The 16,394-nt window shown below is 74.1% G+C and carries 18 protein-coding genes; 16 read left to right on the top strand and 2 right to left on the bottom strand.

All coding sequences use genetic code 11. From position 1 onward, the window contains the following. Positions 1 to 5 precede the first annotated feature (5 nt). From rplM to tsaE, 10 genes are all read left to right on the top strand, one after another. Positions 6 to 449, top strand: coding sequence for a 50S ribosomal protein L13 (gene rplM / locus VGH85_15770; protein ID HEY2175265.1), 444 nt, complete (start codon positions 6 to 8; stop codon positions 447 to 449). A 25-nt stretch (positions 450 to 474) separates the two neighbouring features. Next, positions 475 to 1,017 (top strand): 30S ribosomal protein S9, encoded by a 543-nt coding sequence (gene rpsI / locus VGH85_15775; GenBank protein ID HEY2175266.1) that lies wholly within the window; start codon positions 475 to 477, stop codon positions 1,015 to 1,017. Between the two features lie 95 nt (positions 1,018 to 1,112). Then, the gene (gene glmM / locus VGH85_15780) at positions 1,113 to 2,444 is read left to right on the top strand and encodes a phosphoglucosamine mutase (protein ID HEY2175267.1); all 1,332 of its coding nucleotides are present in this window, start codon (positions 1,113 to 1,115) and stop codon (positions 2,442 to 2,444) included. A gap of 76 nt (positions 2,445 to 2,520) precedes the next feature. Continuing rightward, positions 2,521 to 4,365: a glutamine--fructose-6-phosphate transaminase (isomerizing) gene (glmS, locus tag VGH85_15785; protein ID HEY2175268.1), complete on the top strand. Its 1,845-nt coding sequence runs from the start codon at positions 2,521 to 2,523 to the stop codon at positions 4,363 to 4,365. A gap of 286 nt (positions 4,366 to 4,651) precedes the next feature. After that, positions 4,652 to 5,029: a holo-ACP synthase gene (locus VGH85_15790; GenBank protein HEY2175269.1), complete on the top strand. Its 378-nt coding sequence runs from the start codon at positions 4,652 to 4,654 to the stop codon at positions 5,027 to 5,029. Between the two features lie 14 nt (positions 5,030 to 5,043). Next, a complete protein-coding gene (locus tag VGH85_15795) occupies positions 5,044 to 6,477 on the top strand; it encodes an NAD(P)H-hydrate dehydratase (protein HEY2175270.1) in 1,434 nt (477 codons plus the stop codon). Positions 6,478 to 6,489: 12 nt separating this feature from the next. Then, a complete protein-coding gene (gene alr / locus VGH85_15800; GenBank protein ID HEY2175271.1) occupies positions 6,490 to 7,656 on the top strand; it encodes an alanine racemase in 1,167 nt (388 codons plus the stop codon). Continuing rightward, complete coding sequence (locus VGH85_15805; protein ID HEY2175272.1) at positions 7,653 to 8,759, top strand: alpha/beta hydrolase; 1,107 nt, start codon at positions 7,653 to 7,655, stop codon at positions 8,757 to 8,759. Before alr ends, VGH85_15805 begins: the two co-directional genes overlap by 4 nt. Continuing rightward, positions 8,756 to 9,367, top strand: coding sequence for a uracil-DNA glycosylase (locus VGH85_15810; protein HEY2175273.1), 612 nt, complete (start codon positions 8,756 to 8,758; stop codon positions 9,365 to 9,367). Before VGH85_15805 ends, VGH85_15810 begins: the two co-directional genes overlap by 4 nt. Beyond that, positions 9,364 to 9,846 carry a tRNA (adenosine(37)-N6)-threonylcarbamoyltransferase complex ATPase subunit type 1 TsaE gene (tsaE, locus tag VGH85_15815; GenBank protein ID HEY2175274.1) on the top strand — a complete coding sequence of 161 codons (483 nt, stop codon included), beginning with the start codon at positions 9,364 to 9,366 and terminating at the stop codon, positions 9,844 to 9,846. The genes VGH85_15810 and tsaE overlap by 4 nt, the downstream gene beginning before the upstream one ends. 20 nt (positions 9,847 to 9,866) lie before the next feature. Here tsaE and VGH85_15820 read toward each other — a convergent pair whose 3' ends face one another. Beyond that, positions 9,867 to 10,655 carry a hypothetical protein gene (locus VGH85_15820; GenBank protein ID HEY2175275.1) on the bottom strand — a complete coding sequence of 263 codons (789 nt, stop codon included), beginning with the start codon at positions 10,653 to 10,655 and terminating at the stop codon, positions 9,867 to 9,869. Positions 10,656 to 10,745: 90 nt separating this feature from the next. Here VGH85_15820 and tsaB point away from each other — a divergent pair, with 90 nt between their 5' ends. Genes tsaB through VGH85_15845 form a run of 5 tightly spaced genes read left to right on the top strand, consistent with a single transcriptional unit; the run spans position 10,746 to position 14,718 of the window. After that, entirely contained in the window at positions 10,746 to 11,426 is a 681-nt protein-coding gene (gene tsaB, locus VGH85_15825) for a tRNA (adenosine(37)-N6)-threonylcarbamoyltransferase complex dimerization subunit type 1 TsaB (protein ID HEY2175276.1), read from the top strand. Continuing rightward, entirely contained in the window at positions 11,423 to 11,881 is a 459-nt protein-coding gene (gene rimI / locus VGH85_15830) for a ribosomal protein S18-alanine N-acetyltransferase (GenBank protein HEY2175277.1), read from the top strand. Before tsaB ends, rimI begins: the two co-directional genes overlap by 4 nt. Beyond that, on the top strand, positions 11,874 to 12,923 hold the full coding sequence (gene tsaD, locus VGH85_15835; GenBank protein ID HEY2175278.1) for a tRNA (adenosine(37)-N6)-threonylcarbamoyltransferase complex transferase subunit TsaD: 1,050 nt from the start codon (positions 11,874 to 11,876) through the stop codon (positions 12,921 to 12,923). Before rimI ends, tsaD begins: the two co-directional genes overlap by 8 nt. Next, positions 12,920 to 14,002: a dipeptide epimerase gene (locus VGH85_15840; GenBank protein HEY2175279.1), complete on the top strand. Its 1,083-nt coding sequence runs from the start codon at positions 12,920 to 12,922 to the stop codon at positions 14,000 to 14,002. Before tsaD ends, VGH85_15840 begins: the two co-directional genes overlap by 4 nt. 11 nt (positions 14,003 to 14,013) lie before the next feature. Beyond that, positions 14,014 to 14,718, top strand: a complete 705-nt coding sequence (locus VGH85_15845; GenBank protein HEY2175280.1) for a C40 family peptidase — start codon at positions 14,014 to 14,016, stop codon at positions 14,716 to 14,718. Here VGH85_15845 and VGH85_15850 read toward each other — a convergent pair. Further along, positions 14,709 to 15,896, bottom strand: coding sequence for a class I SAM-dependent methyltransferase (locus VGH85_15850; protein ID HEY2175281.1), 1,188 nt, complete (start codon positions 15,894 to 15,896; stop codon positions 14,709 to 14,711). The genes VGH85_15845 and VGH85_15850 overlap by 10 nt on opposite strands. Positions 15,897 to 16,078: 182 nt before the next feature. Here VGH85_15850 and groES point away from each other — a divergent pair, with 182 nt between their 5' ends. Next, positions 16,079 to 16,387 (top strand): co-chaperone GroES, encoded by a 309-nt coding sequence (gene groES, locus VGH85_15855; protein ID HEY2175282.1) that lies wholly within the window; start codon positions 16,079 to 16,081, stop codon positions 16,385 to 16,387. The last annotated feature ends 7 nt before the right edge of the window (positions 16,388 to 16,394 follow it).

Here is a 16,394-nt window from a genome sequence, read left to right on the forward strand (position 1 = left end):
ACGGCGTGCGCACGTACAGCCCCAAGCCCGGCGAGGTTACCCGCCAGTGGCACGTGATCGATGCGACGGACGTCGTTCTCGGCCGGCTCGCGAGCCAGGCGGCGATCCTGCTCCGCGGCAAGCACAAGCCCCAGTTCGCCCCGCACGTGGACACCGGCGACTTCGTGGTGGTCATCAACGCCGGCAAGGTCGCCCTCACCGGGACCAAGCGCGACACCAAGCTGGTCCACCGGCACTCCGGCTACCCTGGTGGCCTGACCTCCCGCACCATCGGCGACGAGCTCGACCGCCGGCCGGAGCGGGTCGTCGAGCGGGCAGTGAAGGGCATGCTGCCGCACAACTCGCTCGGCCGGAAGATGGGCGGCAAGCTCAAGGTCTACGCCGGCCCGGACCATCCGCATCAGGCCCAGCAGCCGGTGCCCTACGAGATCCATCAGGTTGCCCAGTGAGGGTTGCCCAGTGACCGGAGAGCCAGTGACGGAAGAGACAGTGAGCCCCGACAGCGCGCCGACCCCGGACGCCGCACCCGCCGAGACGACCCAGACACTGGGCGCCGCGGTGGCCGCTCCGGAGAGCGAGGCGCCCGCCACGGCGACCGCCGTCCGGGAGCGCCCGGTGGGCCGCGCCGACGGCACCATCCCGCAGACGGTCGGCCGGCGTAAGCAGGCCATCGTCCGGGTGCGGCTGCTTCCGGGCAGCGGCAAGTTCACGCTCAACGGCAAGAGCCTCGAGGGTTACTTCCCGAACAAGGTTCACCAGCAGATCGTCCGCGAGCCGCTGGTCACCCTGGAGAAGACCGAGCTCTACGACGTGATCGCCACGCTGCACGGCGGCGGTGTCACCGGTCAGGCCGGTGCGTTGCGCCTCGCCGTTGCGCGGGCCCTCATCGACGTCGACCCTGACGACCGTCCCGCCCTGAAGGCCGCCGGGTTCCTCACCCGCGACCCGCGGGTGAAGGAGCGCAAGAAGTACGGCCTGAAGAAGGCCCGCAAGGCCCCGCAGTACTCCAAGCGGTAGGCGGTGCCTGCGGTGCGCGCCGCGGTCTGACGATGACGGGGATGCCGCCGGGGTCACCCGGGCTTCTCCACACGTGGCATGGGAGGGCTCAGCCGATGGGTCGGCTCTTCGGCACCGACGGCGTCCGTGGCCTCGCCGGCCGGGACCTCACCCCAGAACTGACCCTCGCGGTCGCCGCGGCGGCCGCGCAGGTTCTGCCGGAGCCGGGGATCGACGGCCCGCCGCTCGCGGTGGTGGGCCGGGACCCGAGGGCGAGCGGGGAGATGCTCGAGGCCGCGGTCGTGGCCGGGCTCGCCAGCGCCGGCGTGCAGGTGTTGCGGGCCGGGGTGATCCCGACCCCGGCGATCGCCTTCCTGACCGCGGAGCTCGACGCCGACTTCGGCGTCGTCCTCTCCGCCAGCCACAATCCGATGCCTGACAACGGCATCAAGCTCTTCGGCCGGGGCGGCCGCAAGCTGCCCGACCAGGTCGAGGACGCCGTCGAGGCGCGCGCGGCACACCTCGAGGAGCGCCCGGTCGGCGCCGCGATCGGGCGGGTCCGCGATCTGCCCGATGCCACCCCGCGCTACGTCGAGCACCTGCTCACCACCGTGACCAAGGACCTCGCCGGGCTCCACGTCGTCGTGGACTGCGCGAACGGCGCGGCCTCGACCGCCGCGCCCGAGGTCTACCGGCGGGCCGGCGCGCGGGTCACCACGATCCATGCCGAGCCGGACGGGCTCAACATCAACGACGGCTGCGGCTCGACCCACCTCGAGCCGGTCATCGACACGGTGCGCAGCTCCGGCGCCGACATCGGCGTCGCCCACGACGGTGACGCCGACCGCTGCCTCGCGGTGACGGCCGACGGCGAGTTGGTAGACGGCGACGCGATGCTGGCGATCTGTGCCTCGGCGCTGCACGAGAAGGGCGGTCTGCGCGAGGACACCGTGGTCGCCACCGTCATGAGCAACCTGGGTTTCCATCACGCGATGCGCGACGCCGGGATCTCGGTGATCACCACGCCGGTCGGCGACCGTTACGTGCTCGAGGCCCTCGTCGAGCGGGGTCTGTCGCTCGGTGGCGAGCAGAGCGGGCACCTGGTCTTTCCCGACCTGGCGAGCACCGGCGACGGGATCCTCACCGCGCTGCAGCTGCTCGCCCGGATGGCCGATACCGGCCGCTCGCTGGCCGACCTCGCCAGCATGCTGACCCGGTTGCCGCAGGTGTTGATCAACGTCAAGGTCACCGACCGGACGAGGGTGGCCGGTGCCCCGGAGGTCGGGGCCGCCCTGGCCGACGCCGAGCTCCGGCTCGGTGACGACGGCCGGGTCCTGATCCGGCCGTCAGGCACCGAACAGCTGGTCCGAGTGATGGTCGAGGCACCGACGCACGAAGAGGCGCAGGTGGTCGCTGAGAGCCTCGCCGCCGTCGTCGCCACCTGCTGACCGCCCGGGGGTCGACCAAAACGCACGACTAGTGCGTTTGTCCGGAGGAGCGGCCGGCGGCCGTTACGCTCATCTCGTGTGCGGAATCGTGGGGTACGTCGGCGACGGGCCGGCTCTCGCAGCCGTGATGGACGGGCTGCGGCGCCTGGAGTACCGCGGCTACGACTCGGCCGGTATTGCGATGGTCGAGCCCACCGGGGTGCTCTGCACCGAGCGCCGGGCCGGACCGCTGCGCAACCTCGAGAAGCACCTGGTCGACTCCGAGATCACGGCGCACACCGGCATGGGCCACACCCGCTGGGCCACGCACGGCGCGCCGACCGACGCCAATGCCCACCCGCACCTCGACTGCACCGGTGCGGTCGCGGTCGTGCACAACGGCATCATCGAGAACTTCGCGCCGCTGCGTACCGAACTCGAGGACCGCGGGCACGAGTTGCGCAGCGACACCGACACCGAGGTCGTCGCGCACCTGCTCGAAGAGGTGCTGCCCGACGCCGAGTCGCTGGCCGACGCCGTACGCACGGTCATCCGCCGGTTGAACGGCGCCTTCACCCTGGTCGTGGTCCACCGCGACTTCCCCGGCCAGGTCATCGGGGCGCGCCGCAACTCCCCGCTCGTGGTCGGCGTCGGCGACGGCGAGATGTTCCTCGCCAGCGACGTGGCGGCGTTCATCGCCCACACCCGCGAGGCCGTGGAGCTCGGCCAGGACCAGGTGGTCGAGCTGCACGCCGACGGCTGCGTCGTCACCGACTTCGACGGCGAGCCGGCCGAGGGCCGGCACTTCCACGTCGACTGGGACATCGCGGCCGCGGAGAAGGGCGGCCACGACTACTTCATGCTCAAGGAGATCCAGGAGCAGCCGGCGGCCATCGCCGACACCCTGCGCGGCCGGTTGCTCGACGGGCGCATCGTCCTCGACGAGGAACGCCTCGACGACCAGGATCTGCGTGACGTCGACAAGGTGTTCGTGGTCGCCTGCGGGTCGGCGTACCACTCCGGGCTGCTGGCGAAGTATGCGATCGAGCACTGGACCCGGCTGCCGGTCGAGGTCGAGATCGCCTCGGAGTTCCGCTACCGCGACCCGGTGCTCGATCGGGACACGCTGGTGCTCGCGATCTCCCAGAGCGGCGAGACCGCCGACACCCTGGAGGCGGTGCGGCATGCGCGCGCACAAAAGGCGCGCGTGCTCTCGATCTGCAACACCAACGGCTCGCAGATCCCGCGGGAGTCCGACGCGGTGCTCTACACCCGGGCCGGCCCGGAGGTCGGCGTCGCCGCGACCAAGACCTTCCTCACCCAGGTGGCCGCCTCCTGCCTCGTCGGGCTGGCCCTCGCGCAGGTGCAGGGCAAGAAGTACGGCGACGAGGTCGCCCGCGAGTACGAGGCTCTGGTCGCGATGTCCGAGCAGGTGGCGCGGTCGCTGGCGACGGTCGAGCCGGTACGCCGGCTGGCGCGTGAACTCGCCGACTCCCAGGCGGTGCTCTTCCTCGGCCGACACGTCGGCTACCCCGTGGCGATGGAGGGCGCGCTCAAGCTCAAGGAACTGGCCTACATGCATGCCGAGGGATTCCCGGCCGGTGAGCTCAAGCACGGTCCGATCGCGTTGATCGAGCCCGGGCTGCCGGTGGTGGTCGTCGTCCCGTCGCCGCGCGGGCGCGCCGTACTGCACGACAAACTGCTGTCGAACATCCAGGAGATCCGGGCCCGCGGTGCCCGCACCATCGTGATCGCCGAGGAGGGCGACGAGTCGGTCCGGCCATACGCGCACCATCTGATCGAGGTGCCGACCGCGCCGACGCTCTTCGCCCCGTTGGTGACGACGGTGCCGCTGCAGGTCTTCGCGGCCGAGCTGGCGCAGGCCCGCGGGTTCGACGTCGACAAGCCCCGTAACCTGGCGAAGTCGGTCACCGTCGAGTGATCGCTGGTGGCCGATCCCGTGGACATAGCCGTGGACAAAACCCACTACTAGTGGGTTGTGTACGCCCCGCACGGCGTGTCGTGGACCAAAACCCACTAGTAGTGGGTTTTGTCCAGCCCGGTCAGCTTGGTCGCCCCCGTCAGCCCGGTCGCCCCGGTCAGCCCGGTCGCCTTGACCAAAACGCACTCGGAGTGCGTTTTGGGGGTCGCGCACGGCGTGTCGCAGACCAAAACGCACTAGGAGTGCGTTTTGGGGAGCTGCGAGTGCGTTTTGGGGGGTGGGCGCGATGATCGTCGGTGTCGGGATCGACGTCGTCCCGGTCCAGCGCTTCGCGGAGTCGCTGTCCCGCACGCCCGGCCTCGTCGACCGGCTGTTCACCGCCGCCGAACAGATCACCGGCTCCGGCGAGCCGCGTACGCCGGAGTCGCTGGCCGCGCGGTTCGCGGCGAAGGAGGCGCTGGCCAAGGCGCTCGGCGCCCCGGCCGACCTGCACTGGGCCGACGCCGAGGTCACCGTGACCGACGCCGGTCAACCGCGGATCGAGGTCACCGGTACCGTCGCGGCCCGGGCGGACGCGCTCGGCGTCGACGCCTGGCACGTGTCGCTCTCGCACGACGGCGGCATCGCCAGCGCCGTGGTGATCGCGGAGTCCTCGGGACGTTAGCGGGAGGTACGTCGATGCGCGGTGTATGGCCGGTCGCGGCGGTGCGGGCCGCCGAAGAGGCCCTGATGGCACAGCTGCCCGACGGTGTTCTGATGCAGCGCGCGGCGGCCGGACTGGCGACGCACTGCGCGGCCGCCCTCGACCGCGTCTACGGCGCCCGCGTGGTGCTGCTGGTCGGCGCCGGCAACAACGGCGGCGACGCGCTCTACGCCGGTGCCCGGCTGGCGGCGCGCGGCGCCCGGGTCGACGCCCTGCTGCTCGCTCCCGACCGGGCCCACGCCGGCGGGCTCGCAGCGCTGCGGGCGGCCGGCGGTCGGGCCGTCCCCGCCCGACCGGAGGCGGTCGCCGGGGCCGACCTCGTCGTCGACGGCATCCTCGGCATCGGCGGCAAGGGCGGGCTGCGCCCGGACGCCGCGGCGCTCGCCCAGGCCGGCGCCGACAGCGGGGCGACGCTCGTCGCGGTCGACCTGCCGAGCGGGGTGGACGCCGACACCGGCGCCGTCGCGGGCGCCGCCTTCGACGCCGACCTCACCGTGACCTTCGGGGTGCGCAAGCCCGGCCTGATCGTGGGCGAGGGGGCCCGCCACGCAGGTGAGGTGGCCCTGGTCGACATCGGCCTCCTGCCGTACCTGCCGGCCCCGGACACCCGGGTCCTCGAGGACGCCGACGTACGCCAGCTGCTGCCGGTGCCGGGGCCGGGCGACGACAAGTACACCCGCGGTGTCGCCGGGATCGTCGCCGGCTCACCGACCTACGGCGGAGCCGCCGTGATGTGCGTCGGCGCTGCGTTGCACACCGGGGCGGGGATGGTCCGTTACGCCGGCCACGCCGCCGACGCCGTCCGCGCCCGGTGGCCCGAGGCCGTGGTCACCGACGGCCGGCCCACCCAGGCCGGCCGGGTGCAGGCCTGGGTGGTCGGGCCTGGACTCGGGGTCGACGACGATGCCCGCGCGCTCCTGCGGGAGGTGCTGCACTCCGACGTGCCGGTCCTGGTCGACGCCGATGGCATCACCCTGCTCGCCGCCGAGCCGGACCTCGTACGCCGTCGCACAGCGCCCACCGTGCTGACCCCGCACGACCGGGAGTTCGCCCGGGTGGCCGGCGACGTCGGCACCGACCGGATCGGCGCGGCGAAGCGGGCGGCCGCGGACCTGGGCGTGACCATGCTGCTCAAGGGCAACGCGACGGTGGTCGCCGCGCCGGACGGCCACGCCTACGTCAACCCGACCGGGACGCCGTGGCTGGCCAGCGCCGGCACCGGTGACGTGCTCTCCGGCTGCATCGGAGCGCTGCTCGCCGCCGGGCTCCCCGCCCCCGAGGCGGCCGCCTCCGGGGCCTACCTGCACGGCCTGGCCGGTGCACTCGCCGCCGACGGCGCGCCCACTACGGCCGTCGGCGTCCTCACCGCACTGCCGGCCGCCAGGCGGCGGCTGCCCGGTCGAAGCTGACACACTGCGACCGTGAGCCTGTCCACCGACGCCGAGGCGTCACCACCGGTCGGCTTCGGTGCCGCGCGCAGCGCCGCCGTTGTCGACCTGGCGGTGATCCGCGCCAACGTCGCCGGGCTGCTGGCCGCGACCCCCGCCGGGGTGATGGCGGTCGTGAAGGCCGACGGATACGGACACGGCCTGCTGCCGTCCGCCCGGGCGGCGGTCGCCGGCGGCGCGAGCTGGCTGGCCGTGGCCTACGTCGCCGAGGCGCTGGCGCTGCGGGCCGGTGGCGTCGAGGCACCGGTGCTCGCGATGGTGGTCGCCCCCGGCGAGGACCTCGCCGCCCCGATCGCCCACGGGATCGACCTGTCGGTCGGTGCGGTGTGGCTGTTGGACGAGGTGGTCGCCGCGGCCCGCACCGCCGGACGGGCTGCCCGGGTGCACCTCGAGGCGGACACCGGGCTCTCCCGGGGCGGCGCCACCGCCGAGTCGTGGTCGGACCTGCTCGCCGCCGCCGCCCGCGCCGCGGCCGACGGAACGGTCGAGGTCATCGGCCTGTGGAGTCACTTCGCCTGCTCCGACGAGCCGCAGCACCCCGCCAACTCCACCCAGCTCGCGGCGTTCCACGAGGCGCTGGCCGTGGCCGACCGGCACGGCATCACGCCGCAGGTCCGGCACATGGCCAACTCCGCCGCGACCCTGACCAACCCCGCGGCCCACTTCGACCTCGTCCGCCCCGGCATCGCCGTCTACGGCGTCCCACCGGGCCCGGACGTCGACATGCGGGGACTGGTGCCGGCGATGACGCTGACCGCCCAGGTCGCCCTGACCAAGCGGGTGCCGGCCGGCTCCGGCGTGTCCTACGGGCTGACCTACACCACGCCGCGCGACACCCTGCTGGCTCTGGTGCCGCTCGGGTACGGCGACGGGGTGCCGCGGCATGCGTCGGGCGTCGCCGAGGCCTGGCTGGCCGGCCGCCGGCGGCGGATCGCCGGGCGGGTGTGCATGGATCAGTTCGTCCTCGACGTCGGCGACGATCCGGTGCGGCCCGGCGATCCGGTGCTGCTCTTCGGGCCGGGCGATGCCGGCGAGCCGACCGCCGCGGACTGGGCGGCCGCGATCGGCACCATCGGCTACGAGATCGTCACCCGCGTCGGCGCCCGGGTGCCGCGTCGCTACGTCGGTGGGACGCCATGAAGCCACAGAAGGCGGGCTGGGTCGGCGGCGCGGTGGGTCTGCTGGCTGCCGGCGCTGCGGTCGGCCTGGCCGCGCAGCGCTACGCCATCGGCCGGCTCCGCTCCGGCGACGACCCGGCCGCCGACGAGCCCTACGGGCGGCTGCCGGCCGACCGGACCCGCGTCGTGGTGGCCGGCGACGGCGTACCCCTCTACGTCGAGGAGGTCGGGCCCCTCGACGCGCCGTTGACCGTGGTCTTCGTGCACGGCTACACGCTGGAGATGGGCGCCTGGCACTACCAGCGCCGCGACCTCGCCGACCTGACCGATCCCCCGGTGCGGATGGTGTTCTACGACCAGCGCAGCCACGGCCGGTCCGGTCGGGGACCGGCGGCGGCGTCGACGATCGATCAACTCGGCCGCGACCTCGCCCGCATCCTCGACGCGGTCGACGACGGCAGCCCGATCGTCCTGGTCGGGCACTCCATGGGCGGCATGGCGATCATGGCGCTGGCCGACCAGAAGCCGGACCGGTTCGGGACGAGCGTCGCCGGCGTCGCGCTGCTGTCCACCTCCTCCGGCGGGCTGCGTGAGCTCCGGCTCGGTCTCCCGGCCGCGCTGGCCTCGCTGCAGGGCCCCATCGTGCCCGTGCTGGCCCTGGGAATGCGCGCACGGCCGTCGATGGTCGAGCGCGGCCGACGGGCCGCCCGCGACCTCGCCTGGCTGCTCACGCGGCACTACAGCTTCGGTACGGCGGACGTGAGCCCGGCTCTGGTCAGTTACGTCGAGCAGATGATCTCGGCCACGCCCGTCGACGTGATCGGCGAGTTCCTGGTCGAGTTCATGTCCCACGACAAGCTGTCCGCGGTGTCGCAGCTGGCCGAGGTGGAGACCCTCGTGGTGGTCGGGGAGAAGGACATGCTCACCCCGGCCGAGCACAGCCGGGCGATCGCCGAGGCGGTGCCGCGCGCGGAGCTGCTGGTCGTCACCGGCGCGGGCCACCTGGCCCCGCTGGAGCGGCCCGAGGTCGTCAACGACGCGCTGCGCGACCTGATCCGCCGGTCGGCGGACGCGGCCGGGCGGCCGCGGCGCCGCCGGACCGAGCGGCGACGGCGGGAGGCGTGAGGACGTCGGCCGCCGCGGCCGAGGTGCTCGCGGCGGCGAACGGGTCGCCGAGCTGGGCCGAGCTGGCCGCGCGGTCGGCGGCCTGCACCGCCTGCCCCGAACTCGCCGCCGAGCGGACCACCGTCGTGGTCGGAGACGCCCCGCCCCGAGCCCGGCTCGCGCTGGTCGGTGAGGCGCCCGGGGCGGAGGAGGACCGCGCCGGCCGGCCGTTCGTCGGCAAGGCCGGCCGGCTGCTCGACGAGCTCCTCGCCGAAGCGGGGCTGCGCCGCGACGAGGTCGCCGTGGTCAACGTGCTGCAGTGCCGCCCGCCCGGCAACCGGGCGCCCCGGGCCGCCGAGGTGGCCAACTGCCGCGGCTGGCTCACCCGCAAGCTCGATCTGGTCCGCCCGCAGGTGGTGTGTGCGCTCGGGCTCACGGCGGCATCGTGGTTCCTGGGCCGCGGAGTCCGGCTGGGGGCCGCGCGCGGCGTCGTCCATGAGGTCGACGACCGCCGGGTGGTGGTGAGCTACCACCCGTCCGCGGCCATCCGGTTCGGTCCGGCCGGCATGCCGATCGCCGCGCTGCGTAGCGACCTGGCCTGGGTCGCGTCCCTGCTGGACCACGGGTGACCGGCCGCGACGTGCTCCGGGTCGACCTGCCCACGGCGGAGGACACCCGGGCCCTCGGCCGGGCGCTGGCCGACCTGCTCGCCCCCGGCGACCTCGTCGTCCTCTCCGGTCCGCTCGGCGCCGGCAAGACCGTCGTGGTGCAGGGGATCGGCGCCGGTCTGCGCGTCGCCGGACCGGTGCTCTCTCCGACGTTCGTGATCGCGCGGGTCCACCGCGGCGGCCGGATACCGCTGGTGCACGTCGACGCCTACCGGCTCGGTTCGGTCGCGGAGGTCGACGACCTCGATCTCGATGCCGCGGTCGAGGAGTCGGTCACCGCCGTCGAGTGGGGCGACGGCCTGGTCGAGCAGCTCGAGGACGCCCATCTCACGGTGCGGTTGACCCGGGCGGTGGACGACGAGGCCCGCGTCGCCGAGCTGACCGGCGCCGGCGGATCGTGGCCGAATCGGCTGGCCGAGCTCGCCACCCGCATCGACTGAGCGCATCCGCCTCAGGTCGATCAGCCCAGGGAAATCAGCTGCAGGCTGTTGAGCAGGCTGCTGCAGCCCTTCCGGACCGCCGGGCCCCGGGCCGACCACTCGCAGTTGACCTGCAGCTTGGTGTGGCCGCGGAACACGAAGAAGTAGTCGATCTGCGTCGTCGGGGCCGACTTGGGTACGCCGTGATACTCCAGCGTCCGCGCACCGTCCACCCGCAGCGCCCGTCCGGTCGTCGACCGCAGGCGGATCGACGGCGCCAGCTCACGGCGTACGACGAGGTCGTTGGCGGCCCGCAGGTCCCGGTCGGACAGGGTGTCGGTGTTGGTCGACGCGCGGAACACGCCGGTGGCGATGGCGTCGTGCGTGTCGAGCCCGACCGCGGTGACCCACCGCGCCGACCCGAGCCGGGCCCGGGTCGCCTTCCGGAAGCCGAACGGCCGGTCGAAGCAGTACGGCGCCCCGCCGGGCCGTTGCACCGTCGTACCGCCGCAGGAAAGCCGGGCCCGGCCGCTCGGCGGGGTCGGGTCGGCGGTGCCGGTCGGGTGGGCCGTGCCGGTCGGGTGGGCCGTGCCGGTCGGATGCGCCGACCGGCGCCCGGTCGCCGTACCGGTCGGATGAGGGGAGTGGCTTCTGGTCGGGCCGGGGGAGCGCGACCGGCCCGGCGACGGCGAGCCGGTCGACCCCGGTGACGCCGAGCCGCCGGTCGCCGCGGCGACGCCCTGGCCGCCCGCGGAGTGCTGGGTGCACCCCGCCGCGACCGCGGCGATGCAGACGACAGCCACGACCACGTGGCTCACCCGGGCGCGCACGCCTTGCACGGTAACCGTTTCCACGGCGTCGTCCGGCCGAACGCCCGCGGCGTGGTCGGGAGATGTCAGCGACTCAACTACCCTCGGCGGGTGCTCGTCCTGACCCTCGACACCGCCACCCCGGCCGTCACCGCGGGTGTCGTGCGGGTCGACGCCGACGGGGTCCAGGTCTGCGCCGAGCAGGTGGTGGTCGATCCGCGCCGCCATGGCGAGCTGCTCGCTCCGGCCGTCCGCGACGTGATCCGCGACGCCGGCACCGTGCCCGGCGAGATCGACGCGGTCGTCGCCGGGGTCGGCCCGGGCCCGTTCACGGGTCTGCGGGTCGGGCTGGTGACGGCGGTCAGTTTCGCCGACGCCGTCGGCATCCCGACCTACGGCGTCTGCTCCCTCGACGCCGTCGCGACGGCGGCCGACCCGGTCACCGGCGGACGGCTGCTGGTCGCGACGGATGCGCGGCGGCGCGAGGTCTACTGGGCCGTCTACGCCGACGGCGGGCGGACCGCCGGGCCGGCTGTGACCCGGCCCGCCGAGCTCGCCGGGCGGCTGGCCGCCCTCGGCGTCACCGCGATGGCCGGCGCCGGCGCCGCGACCTACGCCGACGTACTCGGCCTCCCGCTCGTCGAGCCGCCCTATCCGACCGTCGCGGGCCTCACCCACCTCGCGGCGTCCCGGGTGCTCGAGCGCGGCCCGGCCGAGCCGCTCACCCCGCTCTACCTGCGCCGGCCGGACGCAGTACCGCCGGCGGCGCGCAAGTCCGTGACGCCGGCATGACCGACCTCGCTGCGGACGTCGTACTCGCCCCGATGCGCTGGTGGCACATCGAGGCACTGCTCGCGATCGACCGTGCGCTGTTCGGCGCGGAGATGTGGTCGGACCGCATGCTGTGGAACGAACTGGCCCAGCACGAGAGCCGTCACTACCTGGTGGCGATGGAGGGGGACGAGCCGATCGGCTACGCCGGCCTGGCGAGCTACGACGACGAGTCCTGCGTGCAGACGATCGGGGTGCGCCCCGACCGTCAGGGTCGCGGCATCGGCACCGCACTGCTGCGGGCACTGCTCGACGAGGCCGAACGGCGCGACACCCCCGCCGTGCTGCTGGAGGTGCGGGCCGACAACCTCGACGCGCAGCGCCTCTACGAGCGCCACGGCTTCCGCGCGATCGGGCTCCGGCGGGGGTATTACCAGCCGAGTCGCACGGACGCGGTGGTGATGCGACGTGGCTGACGAACCACTGATCCTCGGGATCGAGACCTCGTGCGACGAGACCGGCGTCGGCATCGTGCGGGGTACGACGTTGCTCGCCGACGCGGTGGCGTCCAGTGTCGACAGTCACGCGCGGTTCGGCGGGGTGGTGCCCGAGGTCGCGTCCCGTGCGCACCTCGAGGCGATGGTGCCCACGATGCACCGGGCACTCGCCGACGCCGGGGTCGCACTGTCCGATGTGGACGCGATCGCGGTGACGGCCGGGCCCGGGCTCTCCGGCGCGCTGCTGGTCGGCGTCGCCGCCGCCAAAACCTACGCGTTGGCCGCCGGCAAGCCGCTGTACGGCGTCAACCACCTCGCCGCCCACGTCGCCGTCGACGCGCTCGAGCACGGCCCGATTCCGCAGCCCTGCCTGGCTTTGCTCGTATCCGGCGGCCACTCGTCGCTGCTGCTGGTACCCGACGTGGCCACCGACGTCCGCCCGCTCGGTGCGACCGTCGACGACGCCGCCGGTGAGGCGTTCGACAAGGTCGCCCGCCTGCTGGGACTCGGATTTCCCGGCGGCCCCTATGTCGACCGCGCCGCCCGCGACGGCGACGGCGCAGCCATTTCGTTCCCGCGCGGACTGACCGGGCCGAGGGACGCGGCGTACGACTTCTCGTTCTCGGGTCTGAAGACCGCGGTCGCCCGGTGGGTGGAGGCGCGGGAGCGGGCCGGTGAGCCGGTGCCGGTCGCCGACGTCGCCGCATCGTTCCAGGAGGCGGTGGTCGACGTACTCACCGCGAAGGCGGTGCGGGCCTGCCGCGAGGAGGGGGTCGACCACCTGCTCATCGGCGGCGGGGTCGCGGCCAACTCCCGGCTGCGGGCGATGGCCGAGACGCGCTGCGCCGACGCCGGGATCCGGCTGCGCGTCCCGCGTCCCGGGCTGTGCACCGACAACGGCGCGATGGTCGCCGCACTCGGCGCTCACCTGGTCGCGTCCGGCGCCACGCCCTCGCCGCTGGACATCCCGGCCGACTCCGGCATGCCGGTCACCGAGGTGCTCGCCGTGAGCCGCGCGTGACGACGACCATCACCGACGTCCGGACCAGCCGGCACACCCACCCGCTGCGCCAGCCGTTCGTCACCGCGCTGCGCACCGTCACCAGCGTGCCGGTCGTCCGCGTCGAGGTGATCGCCGGCGACACCCGCGGCTGGGGTGAGGCCGCGCCGACCCCGGTGATCACCGGCGACCTCGCCGACGGGATCGAGGCCGCGCTGCTCGGCCCGCTGCGCGACGCGGTGGTCGGCCGCGACCTCGACGACATCGAGCACCTCCTCCGATCGGTCGCAAGAGCGGTGGTCGCCAACACCAGCGCCAAGGCGGCCCTCGACATCGCGCTGCACGATGCGCGCGCCCGCGACCTTGGACTACCGCTGTACCGCCTGCTCGGTGCCGGCGCCGGGGACGTCGCCACCGATGTGACGGTGAGCGCCGGATCGCCGCAGGAGATGGCCGAACAGGCCGCGCTGCGGGTGGCCGAAGGGTTCGCGACGCTGAAGCTGAAGGTCGCCGACGGCCGGTACGACGACACCGAGCGGGTGCTGCGGGTGCGGGCGGCGGCCGGTCCCGACGTCGCGCTGCGGATCGACGCCAACCAGGGCTGGTTGCCCAAACAGGCGGTGTCGGTCATCACCGCGTGCGAGCGCGCCGACGCGCGGATCGAGCTGGTCGAGCAGCCGGTGGCGGCCGCCGATCTGGCCGGTCTCGCCTTCGTGACCGGGCACGTGCTCACCGCGGTGATGGCCGACGAGAGTGTCGCCGGCCCGCGGGACGCGCTGCGGCTGGCCGAGTTGCAGGCTGCCGACCTGATCAACGTGAAGCTGATGAAGTGCGGCGGCCTGCGCCCGGCCCGGCAGATCCTCGACATCGCCGCCGCGGCCGGGATCGGTGTCATGGTCGGCGGAATGATGGAGGGCGAGCTCGCGGTCGCCGCCGCGGCCGCCCTCGCCGCCACCTGCCCGGCCGAGGTCGTGCACGACCTCGACGCCGCCTGGTGGCTCGACCCGGCGGCGAGCGAGAAGGTGGTGAGCTACGACGGCGGCCGGCTGCTGCTCGCCGACGGCCCGGGACTGGGTCCGCCGCCGGCCGGCGCTCCGTGAGCGGTCGCCCGATGTGGATCGCCGCGCCGGTGGCCACCCTGTGGACCGCGCCGGACGCGCCGCGGCCGGTCGATGCGCCGGCGCTGGCGGCCGCCGCCGACGGCCGGGCCTGGGCGGACGCCCTCGACACGCCCGCCCGGCTCGCTCTGCAGGGCCGGGTCGACACCCAGGCGCTGCGCGGCGAACCCGTCACGGTCGACGAGACCGACAGCGGTTGGGCCCGGGTCGTCCTGCCGCACCAGCCGTCGTCGCTCGACCCGCGCGGATACCCCGGCTGGCTCCCCGCCTGCCAGCTCACCGCCGACCCGCCACCGGCCGCCGACCTGCCGCCCCGGCCTGCGCCGGACGGGCCGGCGATCCTCGCCACCGCCCGGAAGTCGCTCGGGGTCGGATACCTGTGGGGAGGGCGCTGCCGCTTCGGTGTCGACTGCTCCGGACTGATGTCGCTCGCGCACTACCGGCACGGCATCGTCATCCCGCGCGACGCGCACGACCAGGCCGCGGCCGGCGTCGCGGTGCCGGTCGACGCGGCCCGGGAAGGCGACCTGCTCTTCTTCGGCGACGACCGCCGGACCGAGGCGATCCACCACGTAGGCATGGCGCTCGGCGACGGACGGATGCTGCACGCCCCGCGGACCGGCCGCACGGTGGAGATCATCGAACTGGACACGTCGCCGTACGCAGACGAGCTCTGCGCGGCCCGTCACTACTGCTGACCGCGGGGCACCGGGGTGCCCACCAGAGCCGTCGGAGCCCCCGCGACCCGGGTGAGGATGACGGTCGCCTCGGCCGCCCCGTCGAGCCGCAGCGCACGCCGCAGCGCCTCGGTGTCGACGGCAGAGCCGCGCTTCTTGACCGTGACGCGGCCCACCCCGCGGGCCCGCAGCACCTGCTGCAGCCGCTTGCGGGAGAAGGGCAGCACCTCGGCGATCTCGTAGGCGCGGGCGAACGCGGTGTCGACGTAGCGGTCCGCGGTGACATAGGCGATGGTCGGATCGACCAGCCGGCCGCCGACGATGGCCGCGACCTCGGCGACGAGGTGCGCCCGCACGACCGCACCGTCCGGCTCGTAGAGGAACTGCCCGGGCGCGCCGGTCGGCGGCCGACCGAGGCCCTGGTCGACCAGGGTCTCGCCGGCCGGCAGCAGGGTCGCGCGACGGGTGGTCGTCGCGAACGGGCCGAACCACAGCGCCGCCTCCTTGACCTCGCCGCCGTCGGACACCCACTCCGCCTCGGCACCGGGCGGCACCTGGTCGTGCGGGATTCCCGGCGCGACCTTGGCGCCGGAGAAGGGGATCGCCGCGGCGACCTGCTCGAGGAACCGGAACGGCGGCGAGTAGCTGCGGGGGTCGAAGACCCGCCGGCCGCCGGCCCGGCGGGCCGGGTCGCAGAACGCCGCCGGCCAGCCGGCCAGGTCGACGTCGGTCACGTCGGCCTGCTCGACGCCGGCCCGTTCGCCCAGCCCGAGCGCGGCGACGTTGGCCCGGGCGACCTCGACGGTGAGCTCGTCGCGGTCCACGCCGTGCACGCTCAGGCCGGCCCGCCCGAGCGCGATCAGGTCGCCGCCGACCCCGCAGCACAGGTCGAGGACCCGGTCGACGCCGGCGTCGGCGTACCGACGGGCCCGGTGGGCCGCGACGGACTGCCGGGTCGCCTGCTCCATGCCGTCGGCGGTGAAGAACATCGCCGCGGCGTCGGCGCCGAACTTCGCTTCGGCCCGGTGCCGCAGTCGCACCTGGGTGACCGCCGCGGCGACGAGAGGCTCGGGAAAGCGGGCCCGCAATGTGGCGAGCGTGCCGAGCAGGGTGTCGTCGTCGACCCCGCGCGCGGTCACCTCGGCGAGCAGCCCGATGCCCTCGGGCGTCTGCAGCCCCCGCACGGTGCCCGCATCCACCGACCCAGCGTGCCCTACGGTGGGCAGAACCCACGATCAGTGCCCCGGTGTTGAACCCTTGGCACTCTCGGGGCTAGAGTGCCAGGTGGCAGCGAGTCGATGGCCTGGCACCCGCGACGACAGGACAGTCGCCTCGCCTGAACTGACAACATTCGACCCCGCTAGGAGGGGGAGGTCATACCGTGACGACCGCTACCAAGGTCACCATCAAGCCGCTCGAGGACCGCATCGTCGTCCAGGCCAACGAGGCCGAGACGACCACCGCCTCGGGCATCGTCATCCCGGACACGGCGAAGGAGAAGCCCCAGGAGGGCACCGTCGTCGCCGTAGGCCCGGGCCGGGTCGACGACAACGGCAAGCGCGTCCCCATCGACGTCAAGGTCGGTGACGTCGTCCTGTACTCCAAGTACGGCGGCACCGAGGTCAAGTACGGCCAGGACGAGTACCTCGTCCTCTCCGCGCGCGACGTCCTCGCCGTCATCGAGAAGTAGACACACC

The organism is Mycobacteriales bacterium, from assembly GCA_036497565.1.
Lineage (GTDB): Bacteria > Actinomycetota > Actinomycetes > Mycobacteriales > QHCD01 > DASXJE01.

Bases quoted from the DNA above. Each gene is read 5' to 3' on its own strand.
- VGH85_15795 (HEY2175270.1), top strand. From the start codon at position 5,044: ATGCGCGGTGTATGGCCGGTCGCGGCGGTGCGGGCCGCCGAAGAGGCC.
- rimI (HEY2175277.1), top strand. From the start codon at position 11,423: ATGACCGACCTCGCTGCGGACGTCGTACTCGCCCCGATGCGCTGGTGG.
- VGH85_15790 (HEY2175269.1), top strand. From the start codon at position 4,652: ATGATCGTCGGTGTCGGGATCGACGTCGTCCCGGTCCAGCGCTTCGCG.
- glmM (HEY2175267.1), top strand. From the start codon at position 1,113: ATGGGTCGGCTCTTCGGCACCGACGGCGTCCGTGGCCTCGCCGGCCGG.
- VGH85_15845 (HEY2175280.1), top strand. From the start codon at position 14,014: ATGTGGATCGCCGCGCCGGTGGCCACCCTGTGGACCGCGCCGGACGCG.
- VGH85_15805 (HEY2175272.1), top strand. From the start codon at position 7,653: ATGAAGCCACAGAAGGCGGGCTGGGTCGGCGGCGCGGTGGGTCTGCTG.